This window comes from Lysobacter gummosus, assembly GCF_001442805.1.
In the GTDB taxonomy this organism is placed as follows: Bacteria; Pseudomonadota; Gammaproteobacteria; order Xanthomonadales; family Xanthomonadaceae; genus Lysobacter; species Lysobacter gummosus.
Genome location: NZ_CP011131.1, coordinates 5,862,129 through 5,877,084, shown reverse-complemented (window position 1 = coordinate 5,877,084; position 14,956 = coordinate 5,862,129). Strand labels below are relative to the sequence as shown.

Here is a 14,956-nt window from a genome sequence, read left to right as displayed (position 1 = left end):
GCTCTTGACGCCGCCGCCCGTATTGCTGGGGCATGAGCGAGCGCACCGGATCGGAGGTTCCCGCCGCGACCAACCGCCGCGCCGCGCGCGCGGCGGGTCTGCGCTACGTCAACGACGGCGAGCCGGGCATCGCCCGCCGCCGCGCCGGCCGCGGTTTCGCTTATCGCAACGCGCGCGGCAAGCCGGTGCGCGCGGCCAAGACGCTCGAACGCATCCGCGCGCTGGCGATTCCGCCGGCCTACACCGAGGTGTGGATCTGCGCCGACGCGCGCGGCCATCTGCAGGCGACCGGCCGCGATGCGCGCGGACGCAAGCAGTATCGCTATCACCCGCAATGGCGCTCGGTCCGCGACGAAGGCAAGTTCGAGCGCGTGATCGCCTTCGGCCGCGCGCTGCCGGCGTTGCGCCGGCGGGTGCGGCGCGACCTCAAGTTGCCGGGCTTTCCGCGCGAGAAGGTGCTGGCGATGGTGGTGGCGGTGATGGCGCAAACCTTGCTGCGCATCGGCAACGACGAATACGCGCGCAGCAATCGTTCCTTCGGCCTGACCACGCTGCGCAATCGCCACGTCGAGTTCCTGCGCGGCGGCCGCGCGCGCTTTCGTTTCCGCGGCAAGGGCGGGCAAGCGCACGAGGTCGAACTCGACAACGTCAGGCTGACGCGGCTGGTCCGCGCCTGCCAGCAATTGCCGGGGCAGGCGCTGTTCCAGTACCGCGACGACGACGGCCGCGTGCAGCCGGTGGATTCCGGCGCGGTCAACGCCTACCTGCACGAGGCCATGGGCGCGGATTTCACCGCGAAGGATTTCCGCACCTGGGGTGGGACGCTGGCGGCGTTCCGTCGGCTGGCCCATCTGCCGCTGCCGGCGCCCGCGCGCGGCAGCGCGCCGAGCGAACGCGCATTGGCCTCGCTACAGAACGAAGTGATCGGCGAGGTCGCGCGCGCGTTGCGCAACACACCGTCGGTATGCCGCAAGGCGTACATCGATCCGGCCGTGTTCGCCGGTTGGCGCGAAGGACGCCTGGGCCGCTACGCGCAGGACGCGCGCGGCGAATTGCAGTGGGAACGCGCGGCGTTGCGGTTTCTCGCGCAGTCGCGGCGCAACGGGACTTGATGCGGCTGCGCCGCGAATCGTCGCGATTGCGGACCGCGGTTACGGCGCCATCTTCGCCAGATCGGCCGCCGGCAGCGGCAGCAGCGCCCAGAACGCGACCCGCGCCTTGGCCCAGTCCTGCGCCGCGTCGTTGAGGATTTCGACCAGGATCGTCGCCTCGTCGGCGTACTGCGACTGCCACGCGCCGGCGTGTTCGATCAGCAGCAGATAACCCGGCGCCGGCCACCACGACAGATCGTTGACGCTGTCGTTGAGCGCGTCCCAGTTGCCGCCGAACCATTCCGGAAACCGCAGCGCGCGCGCGATCCGCTGCAAGGCCTCGTCCTTGCCCGCGCAGCCGGCGAAATCGACTCGCGCCACCGCGTAGTCGAGATCGGCCGCGGCGTCGGCCAGGGCGCGCGCGTCGCGCGCATCGATGAAGTACGCGCCGGCCTGGGCCGGATCGGCGAGCAGTTCGCGCGGATCGAGAGGGCTCATCGCGCGGCTCCTTCGTTCGGCACATCGAAGCGGCGGAAGCTGCGGTAGTGATCGTCGCTGTAGTAGTACTCGCGCGGCGGATCGCCGCCGGTGACGATGCGGCGCGCGCCGCGATCGTCCGAGCCGGGGGTTTCCACCGTGTACTCGTGGTAATAGCCGCGCGGCTGGCGGGGCAGGCGGTTCTCGCGGTTCTGGAACACGCTGCCGTCCTGGCGATGGTCGAACGGGCCACCGGCGGCGATGCGGCGCAATACGTCATGGGCCTCGCGCGGCAGCGAGTCTTGGGGCGCGGTATTGCGTGAGCCTTCGCTGCGGATCGACGCGGTGCCGGATGCCGGCGCGGCGATCGGCGCACGCGAACCGGCCGGCGTCGGCGCCGAATGCCGGTGCCAGAGCCATAAGCCCAGCGCCACGATCACTACGATCAGCAGATTGCGGGGAGTAGGGGTGCGCATGGAATCCAACCTGATAGCTTCCGTGCGGGGCAGTTTAGGACATCGCGGCGAATGAGGCCGCGTATAGTCGGCGGCATGTCTGCACCCGTCCTGAAAAATCGCCATGAATCGGCCACGGCCATATAACTATGTTCACCGCGGCATCGACCTGAGCGGTCTGCATAAACAACATTATGTTTGCTTCGAATGCCGCAAGCAGTTCCGCTTGCCCGGTTCCGAAGGCGGCTGGCGCCGCGACTGGAATACGCAGGCCGATGATCTTGCCTGGACCTGGAAACCGGTTTCGCGCGAGGCCGCGGCCTGCCCGCAATGCCGGGCCCCATTGCATTCGATCGGGCGCGATTTCAAGGCGCCGCGGCAGCGCGATCGCAAGCAATGGCTCAAGGCCGAGCTGCTGGTTCGCATGGGCTATGGTTTCGACCCAGGCCCAACCGGGCCGGGTGAGCGGCCCAGGCGCTTAAGCGAGGTGGTCGACTTCCTGCGCACGCAGGTGGCGCATCCGGACAAAATCCGCGCGGCTACGCAACTGCTGCGGGAGATCGCGAAGATGCGACCGAGGTGAAACGGCCCGTCGGATCGTGCGGACCATCGCAAGACCCGTCGCGCAAGCGCAACCGGCGTGCGATTGCGCCGGCTTGACGTCTATCCGCGATCCGCGCGCAGCATGCGCCAGCGCTCGATCTCAGCCGCAACCCACATCGACGATCACGTTCTTCTCATCGACGTGCACGTTGACCCGGCCGTCCATGTATTCCTTCGTGATGATCTGCCCGGGCTTGAGCACGCGCACGGTGTGGCCGCCGGCGGCGGTGCGGGCGCGTTCGACGGTGGCGGCGTCGGCGGTCTTGCCGATCGCGGATTTGGCCGCTTCGGCGTTGCAAGTCGGTGCTGCGGGCATGGGCGTGGGCTGCGTTGGCGTGGCGGGTTCCAAGGCCGGTTGCCCGGCGGCGGCTTGCTCGGCCGAGCTGGCCATGTCGGCGGCGGGGCGCGGGCTGGCGCAGGCGCTCAGCGCCAGGGACAGGCCGAGCGCCAGCACGGCCATGGGCAGCAGGCGGTGCAGCGGGTGCGATGCGTCGTTTCGGTTCGGCATGGCGATCTCCTTCGCGGGTGCGCGCTCGGCGCGATGCGGCGAGCCTGCGCCGTCGCGGCTGTGTCGCAGGTTAACGCGCCGGACCGGTGCGCGGTTTCGCGACTGTGCGCACAGGGGCGCGGTCGCGATCGCATGCGCGAACCTCATTGCTGCCGCGCTGCAACAAGGCGCGGCGCGGTTGTGGTCGGATCGGAGCGGCGACGAAAACTGTCGCCGCCGGCCGGATCGACAGTGGCTTAGCCGCAGCGCAGACCGGTGATGGCGCCGCGATCGTTGACGTCGATGTTCAAGCGGTCGGGCCGGAAATCCATCGTCGCCGCCGTGCCGGGCTTGAGCACGCGCACCGACTTGCTGCCGGTTTCGGTGCGGGCGCGTTCGACCGTGGCCTCGTCGGGCGCGCGGCCGATCGCCCAGCGCGCGGCTTCGGCGTTGCAGGCGGCGGGGCTGATGTTGGTCGGCGGAATCGGCGTGGCGCAGGCGGCCAGGACGAGGCTCAGCGCGGCGACGGGCAGGGTGATGCGGATGAAGGCGTTGGGGGACATGGCGTGCTCCTGGCGATGCTCGCCAGATCGGTGCCGCGAGCCTGCGGGCGGCGGCGTGTGCGGCGCATGAAGGCCGGGGCGCGCAGTGTAGCGGGGCGATGCGACAAGGCGATGGTCGCGATCGGGCGCGATGCGCGATGCGTTCATGCCGGGTGTGGCGGGTGATCGCGGACGCGGCGTCGTGGTGGCGATGCCGCGGTCGCGGCGCGCGTGGCGGCTACGCGGAAGACAACGCGCGTTCGTCGTGGGTCTGGATCAGCCTGAGCATCAGCTGCGCCAAGGTCGCCACGTCCTGATGATTGTGCGCGACCACGCGCCGCAGCAGCGACGACGAGCCGCCGCGCAGGTAATGCAGCCACGCCGCCGGCGCCTGCGAGCCGGGCAGGTCGTCCTCGCGCACGATCCGCAGCAGCTCGCGTTCCATCGTCGCCAGCCGGCAGTTCTCCCACACGCCGCGGTACATGCGCCGCGCCGGGAACAGCAGATCGACGTGATCGAGCCCGCTCAGCGGATTGGCGATGCGCGCCAGGCGATAGCGCGTGTTGAGCAGCGGGGTGTCGTAGCAGCGGCCGTTGTAGCTCGACAGCACGGTGTCGGGCGCGAGCCATTGCGCGAACGCGCGCAGCATCGCCGGCTCGGCGGACAGGGTCGAGATCATCAGCTGGCGGATGCGCAGGCCGTCGCCGTGGTGCGGGTCGCGATGCCAGTCGGCCGCGCCGATCATGAAGGCGCGGGTGCCGGTGCCGCCGGCCAGGCCGGTGGTTTCGGTGTCGAAGAACAGCAGGCGGCGCGGATCGAGCGCGTCGTCGGGGCGCTTGGCGAAGGCCAGCGACAAGGCCGCGGCCGGCGCCGGCATGGGCAGGTGCGCCTGGATCAGGTGCAGGCCCGGGGCGATCTGTTCGCCGGGCAGTGAGCGGTCGGCGGGCAGGCGGCTGAGCGGCGAGGATGATTTGGGTGAAGTAAGAGCGGCCGGCGATGGCGCTGGTGCGGGCTTGCGTTCGCGTTGTGCGATCAGGCGGCGCAGGGCGTCCAGGTTGGGGCGGGGAGAGCGAATCTCCCCCAACCCCTCTTTTCCAAAGAGGGGAGTGCTTGCGTCGGTGTCTGGGACGTGCGTCCCGATGTTCGCTGCATCGGTAGCGGGCGGAACGGATCGCGACGCATCGGCTTGTCTCCCCTCTTTGGAAAAGAGGGGCCGGGGGAGATTCGCTTTTTCCTCAGCCGCGGGCGAAGCCTCGACCTGCCCGGCCTGCCGCTGCAACGCCCGCAGCTTGGCGAGACTGACCGTCATGCCGCGTCGTCTTCGAGCAGTTGCAACACCCGCAGCGCCAGCGACTTCGGCGTCGCCGCGCCGCGCTCTTCGTCCGACGCCAGCACCGGCCCGACGCAGGCCGGGCAGCCGGCGCGGCAATCGCAGCGCTCGATCAGTTCGCGCGAGCGCGTCACCAATTCGGCCTGACGCAACCACAACGGCTCGCTGAGCCCCACGCCGCCGGGGAAATTGTCGTACAGGTACACGGTCGGCACGAACTGCTGCACTTCCAGCATCGACAGCGCACCGCCGTGCGGCGGATCGTGCTCGCCGCCGCGCAACTGGCCGCGGCCGTCCGCGTCTTGCGTCGCGAACCAGGCACCGTCGCCGTTGCCGACCGATTTCTGCAGATCGCGCGCATCGGCCATCACCGCGACCGTGGCGACGATGTGCAGCGCATGCGCGGCGCCGAGAAAACCGTCCAGCGCGTCTTGCCTGGATTCAAACCGCGACAGCAGCACGCCCTGCGGCAACTGCCACCACAGCGCGGTCGTATGCAATTCCTGATCGGGCAGATTGACCGGCCCGTAGCCGATGCTTTCGTGCGTGTAGTAACGGATCTTCTTGTAGCCGGCGACGCGCCGAACCACGTGCACTTCGCCGTGATGGCTGTCGCCGCGCCCGGCCGGGCCGCCGTCGAAGCGTTCCAGCACCTTGAGCTTGGTGTAGTCGATCGAGTCGGTGTAGTAATCGACGTGAGTGCGGGTGACATAGGCCTTGCGCCCTTCCCAGTCCAGCCGCTCGACCTGGTACGGCACCGACTGGATCATGTGGATGGCGCCTTCGTACAAGGTCAGCGCGGCGGCCGAGTAATCGACTTCGGCGATGATCGCCTGGCGCCCGCCGCTGCGATCGACCACGACGAAGTTGCCGTCGGCGACCGAGCGCAGGCTCACCGCATTGGCCGGATAGCTGTCGGCGATCCACTCCCAGCGTTCGCCCTCGCGATGGACCACGCCGGTTTCGGCCAGCGCCTGCAGGAACACGTCCGGGTCGATCGGGCCGAAGCTCTCGCCGTGCTGGAACGGCAGCTCGAAGGCGGCGCAGCGGATGTGATCGAACAGGATCAGCGGCTGGTCCGGAGCGATTCGCGCGTGTTCGGGCGAGGCGTCGGCGAAGAAATCCGGATGCCGCACTACGTACTGGTCCAGCGGCTGCGAGCTGGCGACCATCACCCCCAGTGACGGCTGCTGGCGGCGGCCGGCGCGGCCGAAGCGTTGCCAGGTGGCCGCGACCGAGCCGGGATAGCCGTTGAGCACCACGACATCCAGGCTGCCGATGTCCACGCCGAGTTCCAGCGCCGAAGTCGAGACGATGCCGTCGATGCGGCCGTCGCGCATCGCCCGTTCGGCTTCGCGACGCTCGCTGGGCAGATAGCCGCCGCGGTAGGCGCGGATGCGCGCGGGCTTGCGCGGGTCGTGATCGAACACGTCTTTCAGATACTTGGTGAGCACCTCGACCATCAGGCGGGTCTGGGCGAACACCAGCGTCTTCAGGCCGGCCTTGATCGCGATGCGGGCGATGCGGTTGCTCTGCGATCGCGCCGAGGCACGCAGGCCCAGGTCGGCATTGACCACCGGCGGGTTCCACAGCAGCACGTGCTTGTCGCCGGTGGGCGCGCCGGAGTCGAGGATCGCGCGCACCGGTTGTTCGATCAGCGCCTCGGCGTGCGCCTTGGGATTGCCGATCGTCGCCGAGCACAGGATGAATTGCGGCTTGACCCCGTAGAACGCGCAGATGCGCTGCAAGCGCCGCAGCACGCCGGCGACATGGCTGCCGAACACGCCGCGGTAGGTGTGGATTTCGTCGATGACGACGTAACGCAGGTTCTCGAAGAACTGCGCCCACTTGGTGTGATGCGGCAGGATCGCCTGATGCAGCATGTCCGGGTTGGACACGACGATGTCGCCGTGCAGGCGGATCGCCTGGCGCGCATCGCCGGGGGTGTCGCCGTCGAAGGTGAAGGCCTTTACCCCGAGGTCGCCGGCGCGGTTGAGTTCCAGCAGTTCGGCCACCTGATCCTGCGCCAACGCCTTGGTCGGAAACAGGTACAGCGCCTTGGCCCCGCTGGTCATCGCCGCGGCCACCACCGGCAGGGTGTAGCACAGCGATTTGCCCGAGGCGGTCGGGGTGACCACGGCCACGTGTTCGCCGGCCTGGGCCGCCTCCCAGGCTTCGGCCTGATGGCTGTAGAGCCGCTCGATGCCGCGCGCGCGCAACGCGGCCTTCAGCGACTCGGGCAGGTCTTCCGGCAACGGCGCGTAGCGGCCTTCGCGGCCGGGCAGGGTGAAGTGGCCGGTGATGCGGTCGCGGTAGCGGCGTTGCAGGCGCTCGGCCAGGGCGCCGCCGTGGCGTGCGTCGATGGCTTCTTCGTTGTCGCTGCGCGCCAGGGCGCGGGCGCCGGCGGCGGACGGGACGAGATCGCGCGAGGACGGATCGATCAGAGCGGACATGGCGCGGCTTGGGCGGGCGGAGTCTCGTTGTACGCGACGCTGATCTCAGCGTGTGAGACGGCGGCGTGGCGCTGGGAATCGGGAATCGGGAATCGGGGAATCGGGAATCGGGAATCGGGAATCGGGAATCGGGAATCGGGAATCGGGAATCGGGAATCGGGAATCGGGAATCGGGAATCGGGAATCGGGAATCGGGAATCGGGAATCGGGAATCGGGAATCGGGAATCGGGAATCGGGAATCGGGAATCGGGAATCGGCTTTGCCGAGTCTGCTTTCGTGCATGGCCCGCGAAGGCCCGGGCGGCGGGCCTGGCGGCGCAAGCGCCCGCGGGCGACGGAAATTCAGGTCGTATCGCCCCGCAGCGAGTATTCTTGCGCGCCGCGAACCAGACCCGGCGTCATGAAGATCGGCATCGATTTCGGCACCAGCTATTCCGCCGCCGCCGCGGTGATCGACGGCCGCGTGCGCACCGTGCGCTTCGGCGAGGAACAGCAGTTCCGCACCACCGTGTATTTCCCCGAGGCGGTGCCCGATCCGAGCCAGTTCGAGCTGACCGACGCGCTCGAAGCTCAGGTCGATGCCCTGGTGCGCAGCGCCCGCGCCCAGCACACCCGCGCCGCCAACGAGGCCCAGGCCGCGCGCCGCGAACAGGCTGCGCGCCTGCCCGCCGATCAGCGCGAGGCGGCGCTGGCCTTGATCGCAACGCCCGCGCCGCGTTCGGAGACCGATCTGCGCCGCGACGCCATCCGCGCGGTGCGCCGGCAGTGGCTGGAAGAACAGGTGCGCGAAGCGCGCGCTTCGGCGGCCTCGCTGCAGAACGCGGTGTACGGCGAGGACGCGGTCGAGGCCTATCTGACGGAAGGTTTCGGCAATCTGGTGCAGTCGCCCAAGTCGATGCTGGGCTATCAGCTGGCGCCGCACGTGCGCCAGACCATCGTCGGCATCGCCGGCTACATCCTCGAACACATCCGCCTGAGCGCCAGCCAGCAGCTCGGCGTCAACGTGCGCTCGGCCGTGCTCGGCCGGCCGGTGCAGTTCCGCAGCTCGATGGGCGACGCCGGCGGCGACCAGGCGCTGGCGATCCTGACCGAGGCCGCGGCCGGCGCCGGGTTCGACGAAGTCAGCTTTCTCGAAGAACCGGTCGCCGCGGCCCTGGGCTATCACGCCCAGAGCGCGCAGCGGCATCGCACCTTGGTGGTGGACATCGGCGGCGGCACCACCGACATCACCCTGGCCGAAGTCGGCGGCGCGGACGCACCGGTCGTGCTCGGCTCGTGGGGCATCGCCCGCGGCGGCGTGGACGTGGACTTGTCGCTGAGCCTGTCGCGCTTCATGCCGCTGTTCGGCAAGGCGGTGACGCGGGTGCCGGCGCATCACTTCGTCGAGGCCGCGACCGTGCACGACGTGGTGCGCCAGCGCGATTTCCAGCGTCGCGACGCCTACCGCGAAGTCGCCGAGCCGTTCGGCCCGCGCCTGATCGCGCTGCAGCAGCCGGGCAACACCACCCGCCTGAGCCGCGCGGTGGAGTCGGCCAAGATCGAACTGAGCACGCGCGAGGATCATCGCGCCGAGTTGGGTTACATCGAGCCGGGCCTGGCGCTGGCGACCAGCGCGCGCGACCTGGGCGAATCGGCCGGGCCGTTCCTGGGTTTCGTGTCCGACCTGCTGCGCGAGGTCGGCGCCGAAATCGACGCGCGCCTAGGCGAGGCGCCCAGCGCGGTGTTCCTGACTGGCGGCATGTCGCGCGCGCCGTACGTGCGCGAGGCGGTGCAGCGCTGTTTCCCGCAGGCGCGGCTGGTGGCGGGCGATCCGTCGCTGGGCGTGGTCTCGGGTCTGGCGTTCGCGGCGGCGCAGGCGGCTTGAGCTGGCTTGGAGTCGCGACAAAACTACCTGATAGCGCCAATTGAGCCCCTCTCCCGCTTGCGGGAGAGGGGTTGGGGTGAGGGTGTTGTTTGGCCAAGACTTCATGCGAAAGCATTCGCGCCTACGGCGCTCATCCCCTCATCCAACCCTCTCCCGCAAGCGGGAGAGGACGACTTCGATCGCTCACCCACAGGAGTCCACCGCGCGATGAAACCCTATTCGCCTTCGTGCGAGCGCAATCGCGAGCCGATCCTGGCGGTGCTGCGCGAACGTTTCGCCGATCGCCGCACGGTGCTGGAAATCGGCAGCGGCACCGGCCAGCACGCGGTGCATTTCGCCGCGGCGATGCCGTGGCTGAGCTGGCAATGCGCGGATCGCGCCGAATACTTGCCGGGCATCGGGCTTTGGCTCGAAGAGGCGGCGCTGGCGAATACGCCGCCGCCGTTGGAACTGGAAGCGGTGGCGGCGCCGGTCGCGGGATTCATGCCGGCGCCGGTGTCGGCCGCGGACGCATCCGGGTTCGATGCGGCGTTCAGCGCCAACACTCTGCACATCATGGGCTGGCCGCAGGTCGAGGGATTCTTCGCCGGGCTGGACGCGGCGCTGGCGCGCGGGGCGACGGTCGTGGTCTACGGGCCGTTCAATTACGGCGGGCGGTTCAGCAGCGACAGCAATCGCGAGTTCGATGCCTGGCTGAAGGCGCGCGACCCGGTGTCGGGCGTGCGCGATTTCGAAGCGGTGGATGCGTTGGCGGCCGGCATCGGTTTGCGCCTGATCGAGGATGTGGCGATGCCGGCGAACAATCGCTGCCTGGTCTGGCGCAGGGGCGCCTAGTCTTTTGTAAGAGGGGCTTCAGCCCCGATGCATTTCGATCAGCCGAGGTTGGACCGCGGCGATCTGAGTGAAAAGCATCGGGGCTGAAGCCCCTCCTACAAAAGACTTCGCTGCTGGCGTACGCGGCTCAATCCGAAGCCACGGTCACCAGCAGCGGCGAGTCGTACATCGCCGCCGGCGAGATCACCGGTTCGTTCAACGGCACCTTGCTGCCGTAGCGTTCGCGCAGCTTGGCCTTCACCGCCGGATCGTCGAGCTTGAAATCGCCCAGCCGCTGCAAGGCGCCGATCCTGATCCCGAGCGCGCGGTCGTACATCTTCCAGACCAGCTCGGAGCAATACATCCGATCGTCCGACCATTCGAAGCTCAGGTCGTAGGCGCGGCCGCCGAAGGCGTCGGCCTGTTTGCGCAGCCGCGCCTGCTGCTGCGCGCTCAAGGGCGCGCGCAGGCGCTTGACCACGTAGTGGCCGCCTTCGCCGCGCGCGATCCAGCTGCGCAGCGGCGCGTACACAGTCGGGCCGGTGGCCTCGTACACCCAGGGCTTGCCGCCCCGATGCAGGATCACGCCCATGTGGCTGTAGCGCGAGCCGGTCGCGCGCTGGATCGCCAGGCTCTGCGCCGAGCGCGAGGTCTGGAAGATCAGGTCGCCGTCGCGCAGCGGCGGCTGCGCGACGGCGCAACCGGCGCAGGCCAGGGCCAGGATCAGCAGGCAGTGCAGGCTAAGCCGAAGCATCGGCGGCTTATTCCCCGGGTTCGGTCGAGAACAGGCGCAGGTCGTCCTCGCCGATGCGGATCATGCGTTCGAAGCGCAGGCCCAGCCGCTCCAGCACCTTGATCGAGGACCGGTTGTCGGGGATGGTGATCGCCAGCACCCGCGGCAGCGCCAGCGCGTTGCGCGCGTGCTGCAGGACCGCCGTGCCGGACTCGACCGCATAGCCGCGCGACCAGTGCCGCGGCAGGAAGGCGTAGCCCAGGTCGGGGTCGGGCAGGGTGTCGCGCTTGAGCAGGCCGCACATGCCGATCGCCTCGCCGCTGTCGCGCAGGTCCACCCGCCACAGGCCGTAGCCGTTGCGGGCGTAGCTCTGCACCGGGCCGTCGAGGATGTAGCGCACCGCGCTGTCGAGATCGCGCACGCCGCGGTCGCCGATGTTGTCGATGAAGGACGGCTCGTTGAGCAGTTCGAGAATGAAGCCGGCATCGTCGGCGGTGAGTTCGTTGAGCACGAGGCGGTCGGTCTGTATCGGCGGCATGGGCGGATCGGTCGGTGGGCGGTGTCGGCAACGATACGACAGCGAGCACGGACAATGGCGGCCCCGGGTGAGGCGGGAATGAAGCGGCGGTGCGCGGCTACACTGTCGGCCCCGAATACGCATCGCCGCCATGTCCGACCCCGCCCATCCGCACGATATCCACCCGGTGTCCGACGCCAAGCGCCGGGCGGTGCTCGTCGCGTTGGCGGCGATCGAGCGCGAGCACGAGGTACGCATCGTCTACGCCTGCGAATCGGGCAGCCGCGGCTGGGGGTTCTCCTCGCCCGACAGCGACTACGACGCGCGCTTCGTCTACGTGCACAAGCAACCGTGGTACCTGACCGTCAACGAGCGCACCGGCGCGGGCGAGCCGCAGCGCGATGTGATCGAGCTGCCGATCGACGACGAGTTGGACGTCAGTGGCTGGGATCTGCGCAAGACACTGCGGTTGTTGTCGAAATCCAACCCGACCTTATCGGAATGGCTGCGCTCGCCGATCGTGTATCGCCAGGACGACGCGCTGACTGCGCAACTGCGCGATCTGGCCGACGCGTTTTACTCGCCGATCGCCGCCTGGCATCACTACCTGAGCATGGCCAAGGGCAATTTTCGCGGCTATCTGCGCGGCGAGCAGGTGCGTACCAAGAAGTACCTGTACGTTTTGCGCCCGGTCCTGGCCTGCCAGTGGATCGAGTGCGAGGCTGGCGCGCCGCCGATGGCCTTCGAGGACCTGCTGGAGCGGCTGCTGCCGCACGGCCTGGTGCGCGAGGCGATCGACGCGCTGCTGGTGCGCAAGCGCCTGAGCGCCGAAGTCGCGGCCGGGCCGCGGATCGCGGCGATCAGCGATTTTCTCGAAGCCGAGATCGAGCGGATGCAGGCCTTGCAGCCGCAGCTGCCGGCCGGCGCCGGGCGCGGCGAGCGGCTGGACGAGTTCTTCCGCTCGGCGTTGGCGTAATAGCCGCGTAGCCCGAAGTCTTTTGTAGGAGGGGCTTCAGCCCCGATGCTTTTCGCTCAGGCCGCCGCGTGCAGCCAGACCTGGGCTGAGACAAAAGCATCGGGGCTGAAGCCCCTCCCACAAAAAACGTCAGGCATCCGCACTTGGCGGCAGCGGCGCCGCGGGCGCGAGGCTTTCAGTTCGACAACGGCAAGTTCTGCTGCAACGGCTCGATCGTCCCTTCGCCGCGCATGACTTTCTTGTACTCCGCGCGCGACACCGAGACGTAGCGGTCGTTGCCGCCGATCTCCACCTGCGGCCCGTCCTGGACCGCGCGGCCGGCTTCGTCCACGCGCACGGTCATGGTCGCTTTCTTGCCGGAATGGCAGATGGTCTTGATCTCGGTCAGCTCATCGGCCCAGGCCAGCAGGTATTGGCTGCCTTCGAACAATTCGCCGCGAAAATCCGTGCGCAGGCCGTAGCACAGCACCGGGATGCGCAAGTTGTCGACGACCTCGCTGAGCTGCCATACCTGCGAACGGCTCATGAACTGGGCTTCGTCCACCAGCACGCAATGCAGCGCGCCGCGCGCGGCGATGTCGGCGTGGATCAGCGTTTCCAGGTCGGTGTCGCGATCGAAGGCGACCGCGTCGGCGCGCAGGCCGATGCGCGAGGCGACCGTGCCGGTGCCGGCGCGATCGTCCAGGCGCGGGGTCAGGATCGCCACGCGCATGCCGCGCTCCTGGTAGTTGTGCGCCGACTGCAGCAGCGTCGTGGTCTTGCCGGCGTTCATCGCCGAATAATAGAAATAGAGCTTGGCCATGGACGAAGTGTAGGCCGCGCGGGCGCGGCGCCACAGACTTGACGCGGCGCCGATTGCGGCTCGCCGACCCGTCGCCCGTGCCCGGTCAGGGCGTCGGTTCGGGCGCCGGTTTCGGCGCGGGCTTGGTCTGCGCCTCGGCCGCGGGCCGGAGTTTTTCCGCGCCCGGTTCGCCCTGGCTCAGGGTCTCGATGTCGCCGACGTTGACCGTGCCGCCGAAACGCCGCTGCCAGAAAGTGTCCTGACGAACCCAGTACTGCTTGGCGTCCCAGTTGGCGCGGGCGTACAGGCCGCCGACCTTGCTCTGTTCCTGGAACATGCCCTCGTTGCCGGCGCTCGCGCCGACGCCGACGTCCACGCCGATGTGGCTGCCGGTGATCTGGTTGCGCAGGCGCGTGAGCCGGCGCTCGTAACGCGGCTTGACGGTCGGATCGCCATAGACCTTGTACAGCGCCGGGCCCAGTTCGAGCGCGCGCTTGCGCTCCTCGGGCGTCATCGCCGCCCAATAGCGCTCGCGCAGCGAGACCAGGTCGCGGTAACCGCGCTCGGCGGCCATGTCCATCCACACATAGGCCAGGGCGCGATCGGCCGGGGTGCCTTCGCCCTTCCAGTACATCTCCGCGGCCAGGCCCTGCGAGGGCTTGTCGCCGAAGAAACCGGCGCGGCGGAAATGCTCCAGCGCGGTCTGGTAGTGGCCGCGGCGGTGCGACTGCATGGCGAGCTGGCGGTACTCGACGTCCGGATGCAGTTCCATGTAGCCGACTTCGGCCATGAACGGGTCTTCGGCCGGGTCCGAGCCGGCCGGCGCGGTGCTCTGGGCGTGGGCGTCGGCGCAGGCGGCGGCCAGCGCGGCCGCGAGCAAGAGGGATATCGAATGGCGATGCGGTGCCGTCATGGCGTTGTCTCTCCTGTGGTAAGCGCTGCCAGCGCGTTCGCGGCGCAGGGTACCAGCGCGCGCGGCTTCGCGCCTGACTTGAGGGCCGGAAAAACCTGTGCGATGCGCACGACTTTTCGTCGCCCTGTTCAGGCGCCGGACGTGGTTTAAGGACGTCCCTGGTCGATCAGGGTATCCAGCGGCCCGACCTCGACGTTGCCGCCCTGCTGCCAGACCACGTCCTCGACCGCCCAGTAGCGTTTGGGATCCAGGCGCCAGCCGGCGTACATCGGCTTGAGATCGATGAAGTTCGATCCCTGCAGATCGCCGTCGCGGGTGGCGAACACCATCAGCTGGCCGTTGGCGGCGCCGGCGCGGCTGCCGGTCATGTTGGCGCGGGCGCGGGCCACGGCGCGCTCGAAGCGCGGCTTGGCGACCGCGTCGGCGTATTCGTCGAACAGCGCGCCGCCTTCGCGCAGGGCGCGCGCGCGATCGGCCTCGTCCATTTCCTGCCACATCTTTTCCCGGATCAGCACGAACTGCGGATACAGGCGCTCAGCCGCCAGATCGGCCCAGGCATAGGCCAGCGCGGGGTCCTTGCGCACGCCCAGGCCGTGCCAGTACATCAGGCTCAGCCGGTGCTGCGAATACTTGTCGGCATAGCGCGCGGCGCGGCGGAACTGCACCGCGGCGTCGCCCCACTGGCCCTTGCCGGCGGCTTCCGAGCCGTACAGCCGGTGCAGCTCGTTGGGATGATTGGCGGCGAAGCGCTGGCGCGCGTCGAATTCCTGCAGGTGGATATGGTCGGTCTCGGCCGTGGCCAGTTGCTCCGCGGTCGCGGCGGGGGCGCCGGCCTGCGGCGCTGGCGGCGCGCTGGCGTGGACGCATGGCGCGGCGCAGGCGCCGGCCCAGATAAGCATCAGTACGAAACCCGGTTTCATG

Annotated in this window: 15 protein-coding genes and 1 pseudogene; 5 read left to right on the top strand and 11 right to left on the bottom strand. The window is 69.1% G+C overall.

Translation table 11 applies throughout. The features are described 5' to 3' along the window. Positions 1–32: 32 nt before the first annotated feature. The gene (locus LG3211_RS23855; protein ID WP_057945029.1) at positions 33–1,112 is read left to right on the top strand and encodes a DNA topoisomerase IB; all 1,080 of its coding nucleotides are present in this window, start codon (positions 33–35) and stop codon (positions 1,110–1,112) included. Positions 1,113–1,151: 39 nt separating this feature from the next. Here LG3211_RS23855 and LG3211_RS23850 read toward each other — a convergent pair whose 3' ends face one another. Both LG3211_RS23850 and LG3211_RS23845 read right to left on the bottom strand, forming a co-directional pair. Further along, positions 1,152–1,589 carry a barstar family protein gene (locus LG3211_RS23850; RefSeq protein ID WP_057945028.1) on the bottom strand — a complete coding sequence of 146 codons (438 nt, stop codon included), beginning with the start codon at positions 1,587–1,589 and terminating at the stop codon, positions 1,152–1,154. Beyond that, positions 1,586–2,044, bottom strand: coding sequence for a guanyl-specific ribonuclease (locus LG3211_RS23845; RefSeq protein ID WP_057945027.1), 459 nt, complete (start codon positions 2,042–2,044; stop codon positions 1,586–1,588). Before LG3211_RS23845 ends, LG3211_RS23850 begins: the two co-directional genes overlap by 4 nt. Positions 2,045–2,147: 103 nt before the next feature. Here LG3211_RS23845 and LG3211_RS23840 point away from each other — a divergent pair, with 103 nt between their 5' ends. Then, on the top strand, positions 2,148–2,606 hold the full coding sequence (locus LG3211_RS23840; RefSeq protein WP_057945026.1) for a hypothetical protein: 459 nt from the start codon (positions 2,148–2,150) through the stop codon (positions 2,604–2,606). 120 nt (positions 2,607–2,726) lie between these two features. Here the strand turns inward: LG3211_RS23840 and LG3211_RS23835 are convergent, their stop codons facing one another. The 4 genes and pseudogenes from LG3211_RS23835 to LG3211_RS23820 all read right to left on the bottom strand — a co-directional run bounded on the left by LG3211_RS23835 (position 2,727) and on the right by LG3211_RS23820 (position 7,438). Beyond that, positions 2,727–3,134 carry an I78 family peptidase inhibitor gene (locus LG3211_RS23835; RefSeq protein ID WP_057945025.1) on the bottom strand — a complete coding sequence of 136 codons (408 nt, stop codon included), beginning with the start codon at positions 3,132–3,134 and terminating at the stop codon, positions 2,727–2,729. A gap of 236 nt (positions 3,135–3,370) precedes the next feature. Further along, positions 3,371–3,676 (bottom strand): I78 family peptidase inhibitor, encoded by a 306-nt coding sequence (locus LG3211_RS23830; protein WP_057945024.1) that lies wholly within the window; start codon positions 3,674–3,676, stop codon positions 3,371–3,373. Between the two features lie 217 nt (positions 3,677–3,893). Next, positions 3,894–4,604: pseudogene (locus tag LG3211_RS25235) on the bottom strand (ribonuclease H-like domain-containing protein); the annotation flags it as partial. Positions 4,605–4,960: 356 nt separating this feature from the next. Continuing rightward, a complete protein-coding gene (locus LG3211_RS23820; protein WP_057945022.1) occupies positions 4,961–7,438 on the bottom strand; it encodes a DEAD/DEAH box helicase in 2,478 nt (825 codons plus the stop codon). 400 nt (positions 7,439–7,838) lie between these two features. Between LG3211_RS23820 and LG3211_RS23815 the strand changes: the two genes are divergently transcribed. Beyond that, positions 7,839–9,302, top strand: a complete 1,464-nt coding sequence (locus tag LG3211_RS23815) for an Hsp70 family protein (protein ID WP_057945021.1) — start codon at positions 7,839–7,841, stop codon at positions 9,300–9,302. Positions 9,303–9,509: 207 nt separating this feature from the next. Continuing rightward, on the top strand, positions 9,510–10,136 hold the full coding sequence (locus tag LG3211_RS23810; RefSeq protein ID WP_057945020.1) for a DUF938 domain-containing protein: 627 nt from the start codon (positions 9,510–9,512) through the stop codon (positions 10,134–10,136). Between the two features lie 127 nt (positions 10,137–10,263). Here the strand turns inward: LG3211_RS23810 and LG3211_RS23805 are convergent, their stop codons facing one another. After that, a complete protein-coding gene (locus LG3211_RS23805) occupies positions 10,264–10,869 on the bottom strand; it encodes a YiiX family permuted papain-like enzyme (RefSeq protein ID WP_057945019.1) in 606 nt (201 codons plus the stop codon). Positions 10,870–10,876: 7 nt separating this feature from the next. Beyond that, the gene (locus LG3211_RS23800) at positions 10,877–11,386 is read right to left on the bottom strand and encodes a GNAT family N-acetyltransferase (protein ID WP_057945018.1); all 510 of its coding nucleotides are present in this window, start codon (positions 11,384–11,386) and stop codon (positions 10,877–10,879) included. A 130-nt stretch (positions 11,387–11,516) separates the two neighbouring features. Here LG3211_RS23800 and LG3211_RS23795 point away from each other — a divergent pair, with 130 nt between their 5' ends. Further along, positions 11,517–12,341 carry a nucleotidyltransferase domain-containing protein gene (locus LG3211_RS23795; RefSeq protein ID WP_057945017.1) on the top strand — a complete coding sequence of 275 codons (825 nt, stop codon included), beginning with the start codon at positions 11,517–11,519 and terminating at the stop codon, positions 12,339–12,341. A gap of 175 nt (positions 12,342–12,516) precedes the next feature. Here LG3211_RS23795 and LG3211_RS23790 read toward each other — a convergent pair whose 3' ends face one another. From LG3211_RS23790 to LG3211_RS23780, 3 genes are all read right to left on the bottom strand, one after another. After that, a complete protein-coding gene (locus LG3211_RS23790; protein ID WP_057945016.1) occupies positions 12,517–13,143 on the bottom strand; it encodes a thymidine kinase in 627 nt (208 codons plus the stop codon). Positions 13,144–13,228: 85 nt separating this feature from the next. Further along, positions 13,229–14,035 carry an SEL1-like repeat protein gene (locus tag LG3211_RS23785; protein WP_148649127.1) on the bottom strand — a complete coding sequence of 269 codons (807 nt, stop codon included), beginning with the start codon at positions 14,033–14,035 and terminating at the stop codon, positions 13,229–13,231. Positions 14,036–14,181: 146 nt separating this feature from the next. Further along, positions 14,182–14,955, bottom strand: coding sequence for an SEL1-like repeat protein (locus tag LG3211_RS23780; RefSeq protein WP_057945014.1), 774 nt, complete (start codon positions 14,953–14,955; stop codon positions 14,182–14,184). Position 14,956 lies beyond the last annotated feature (1 nt).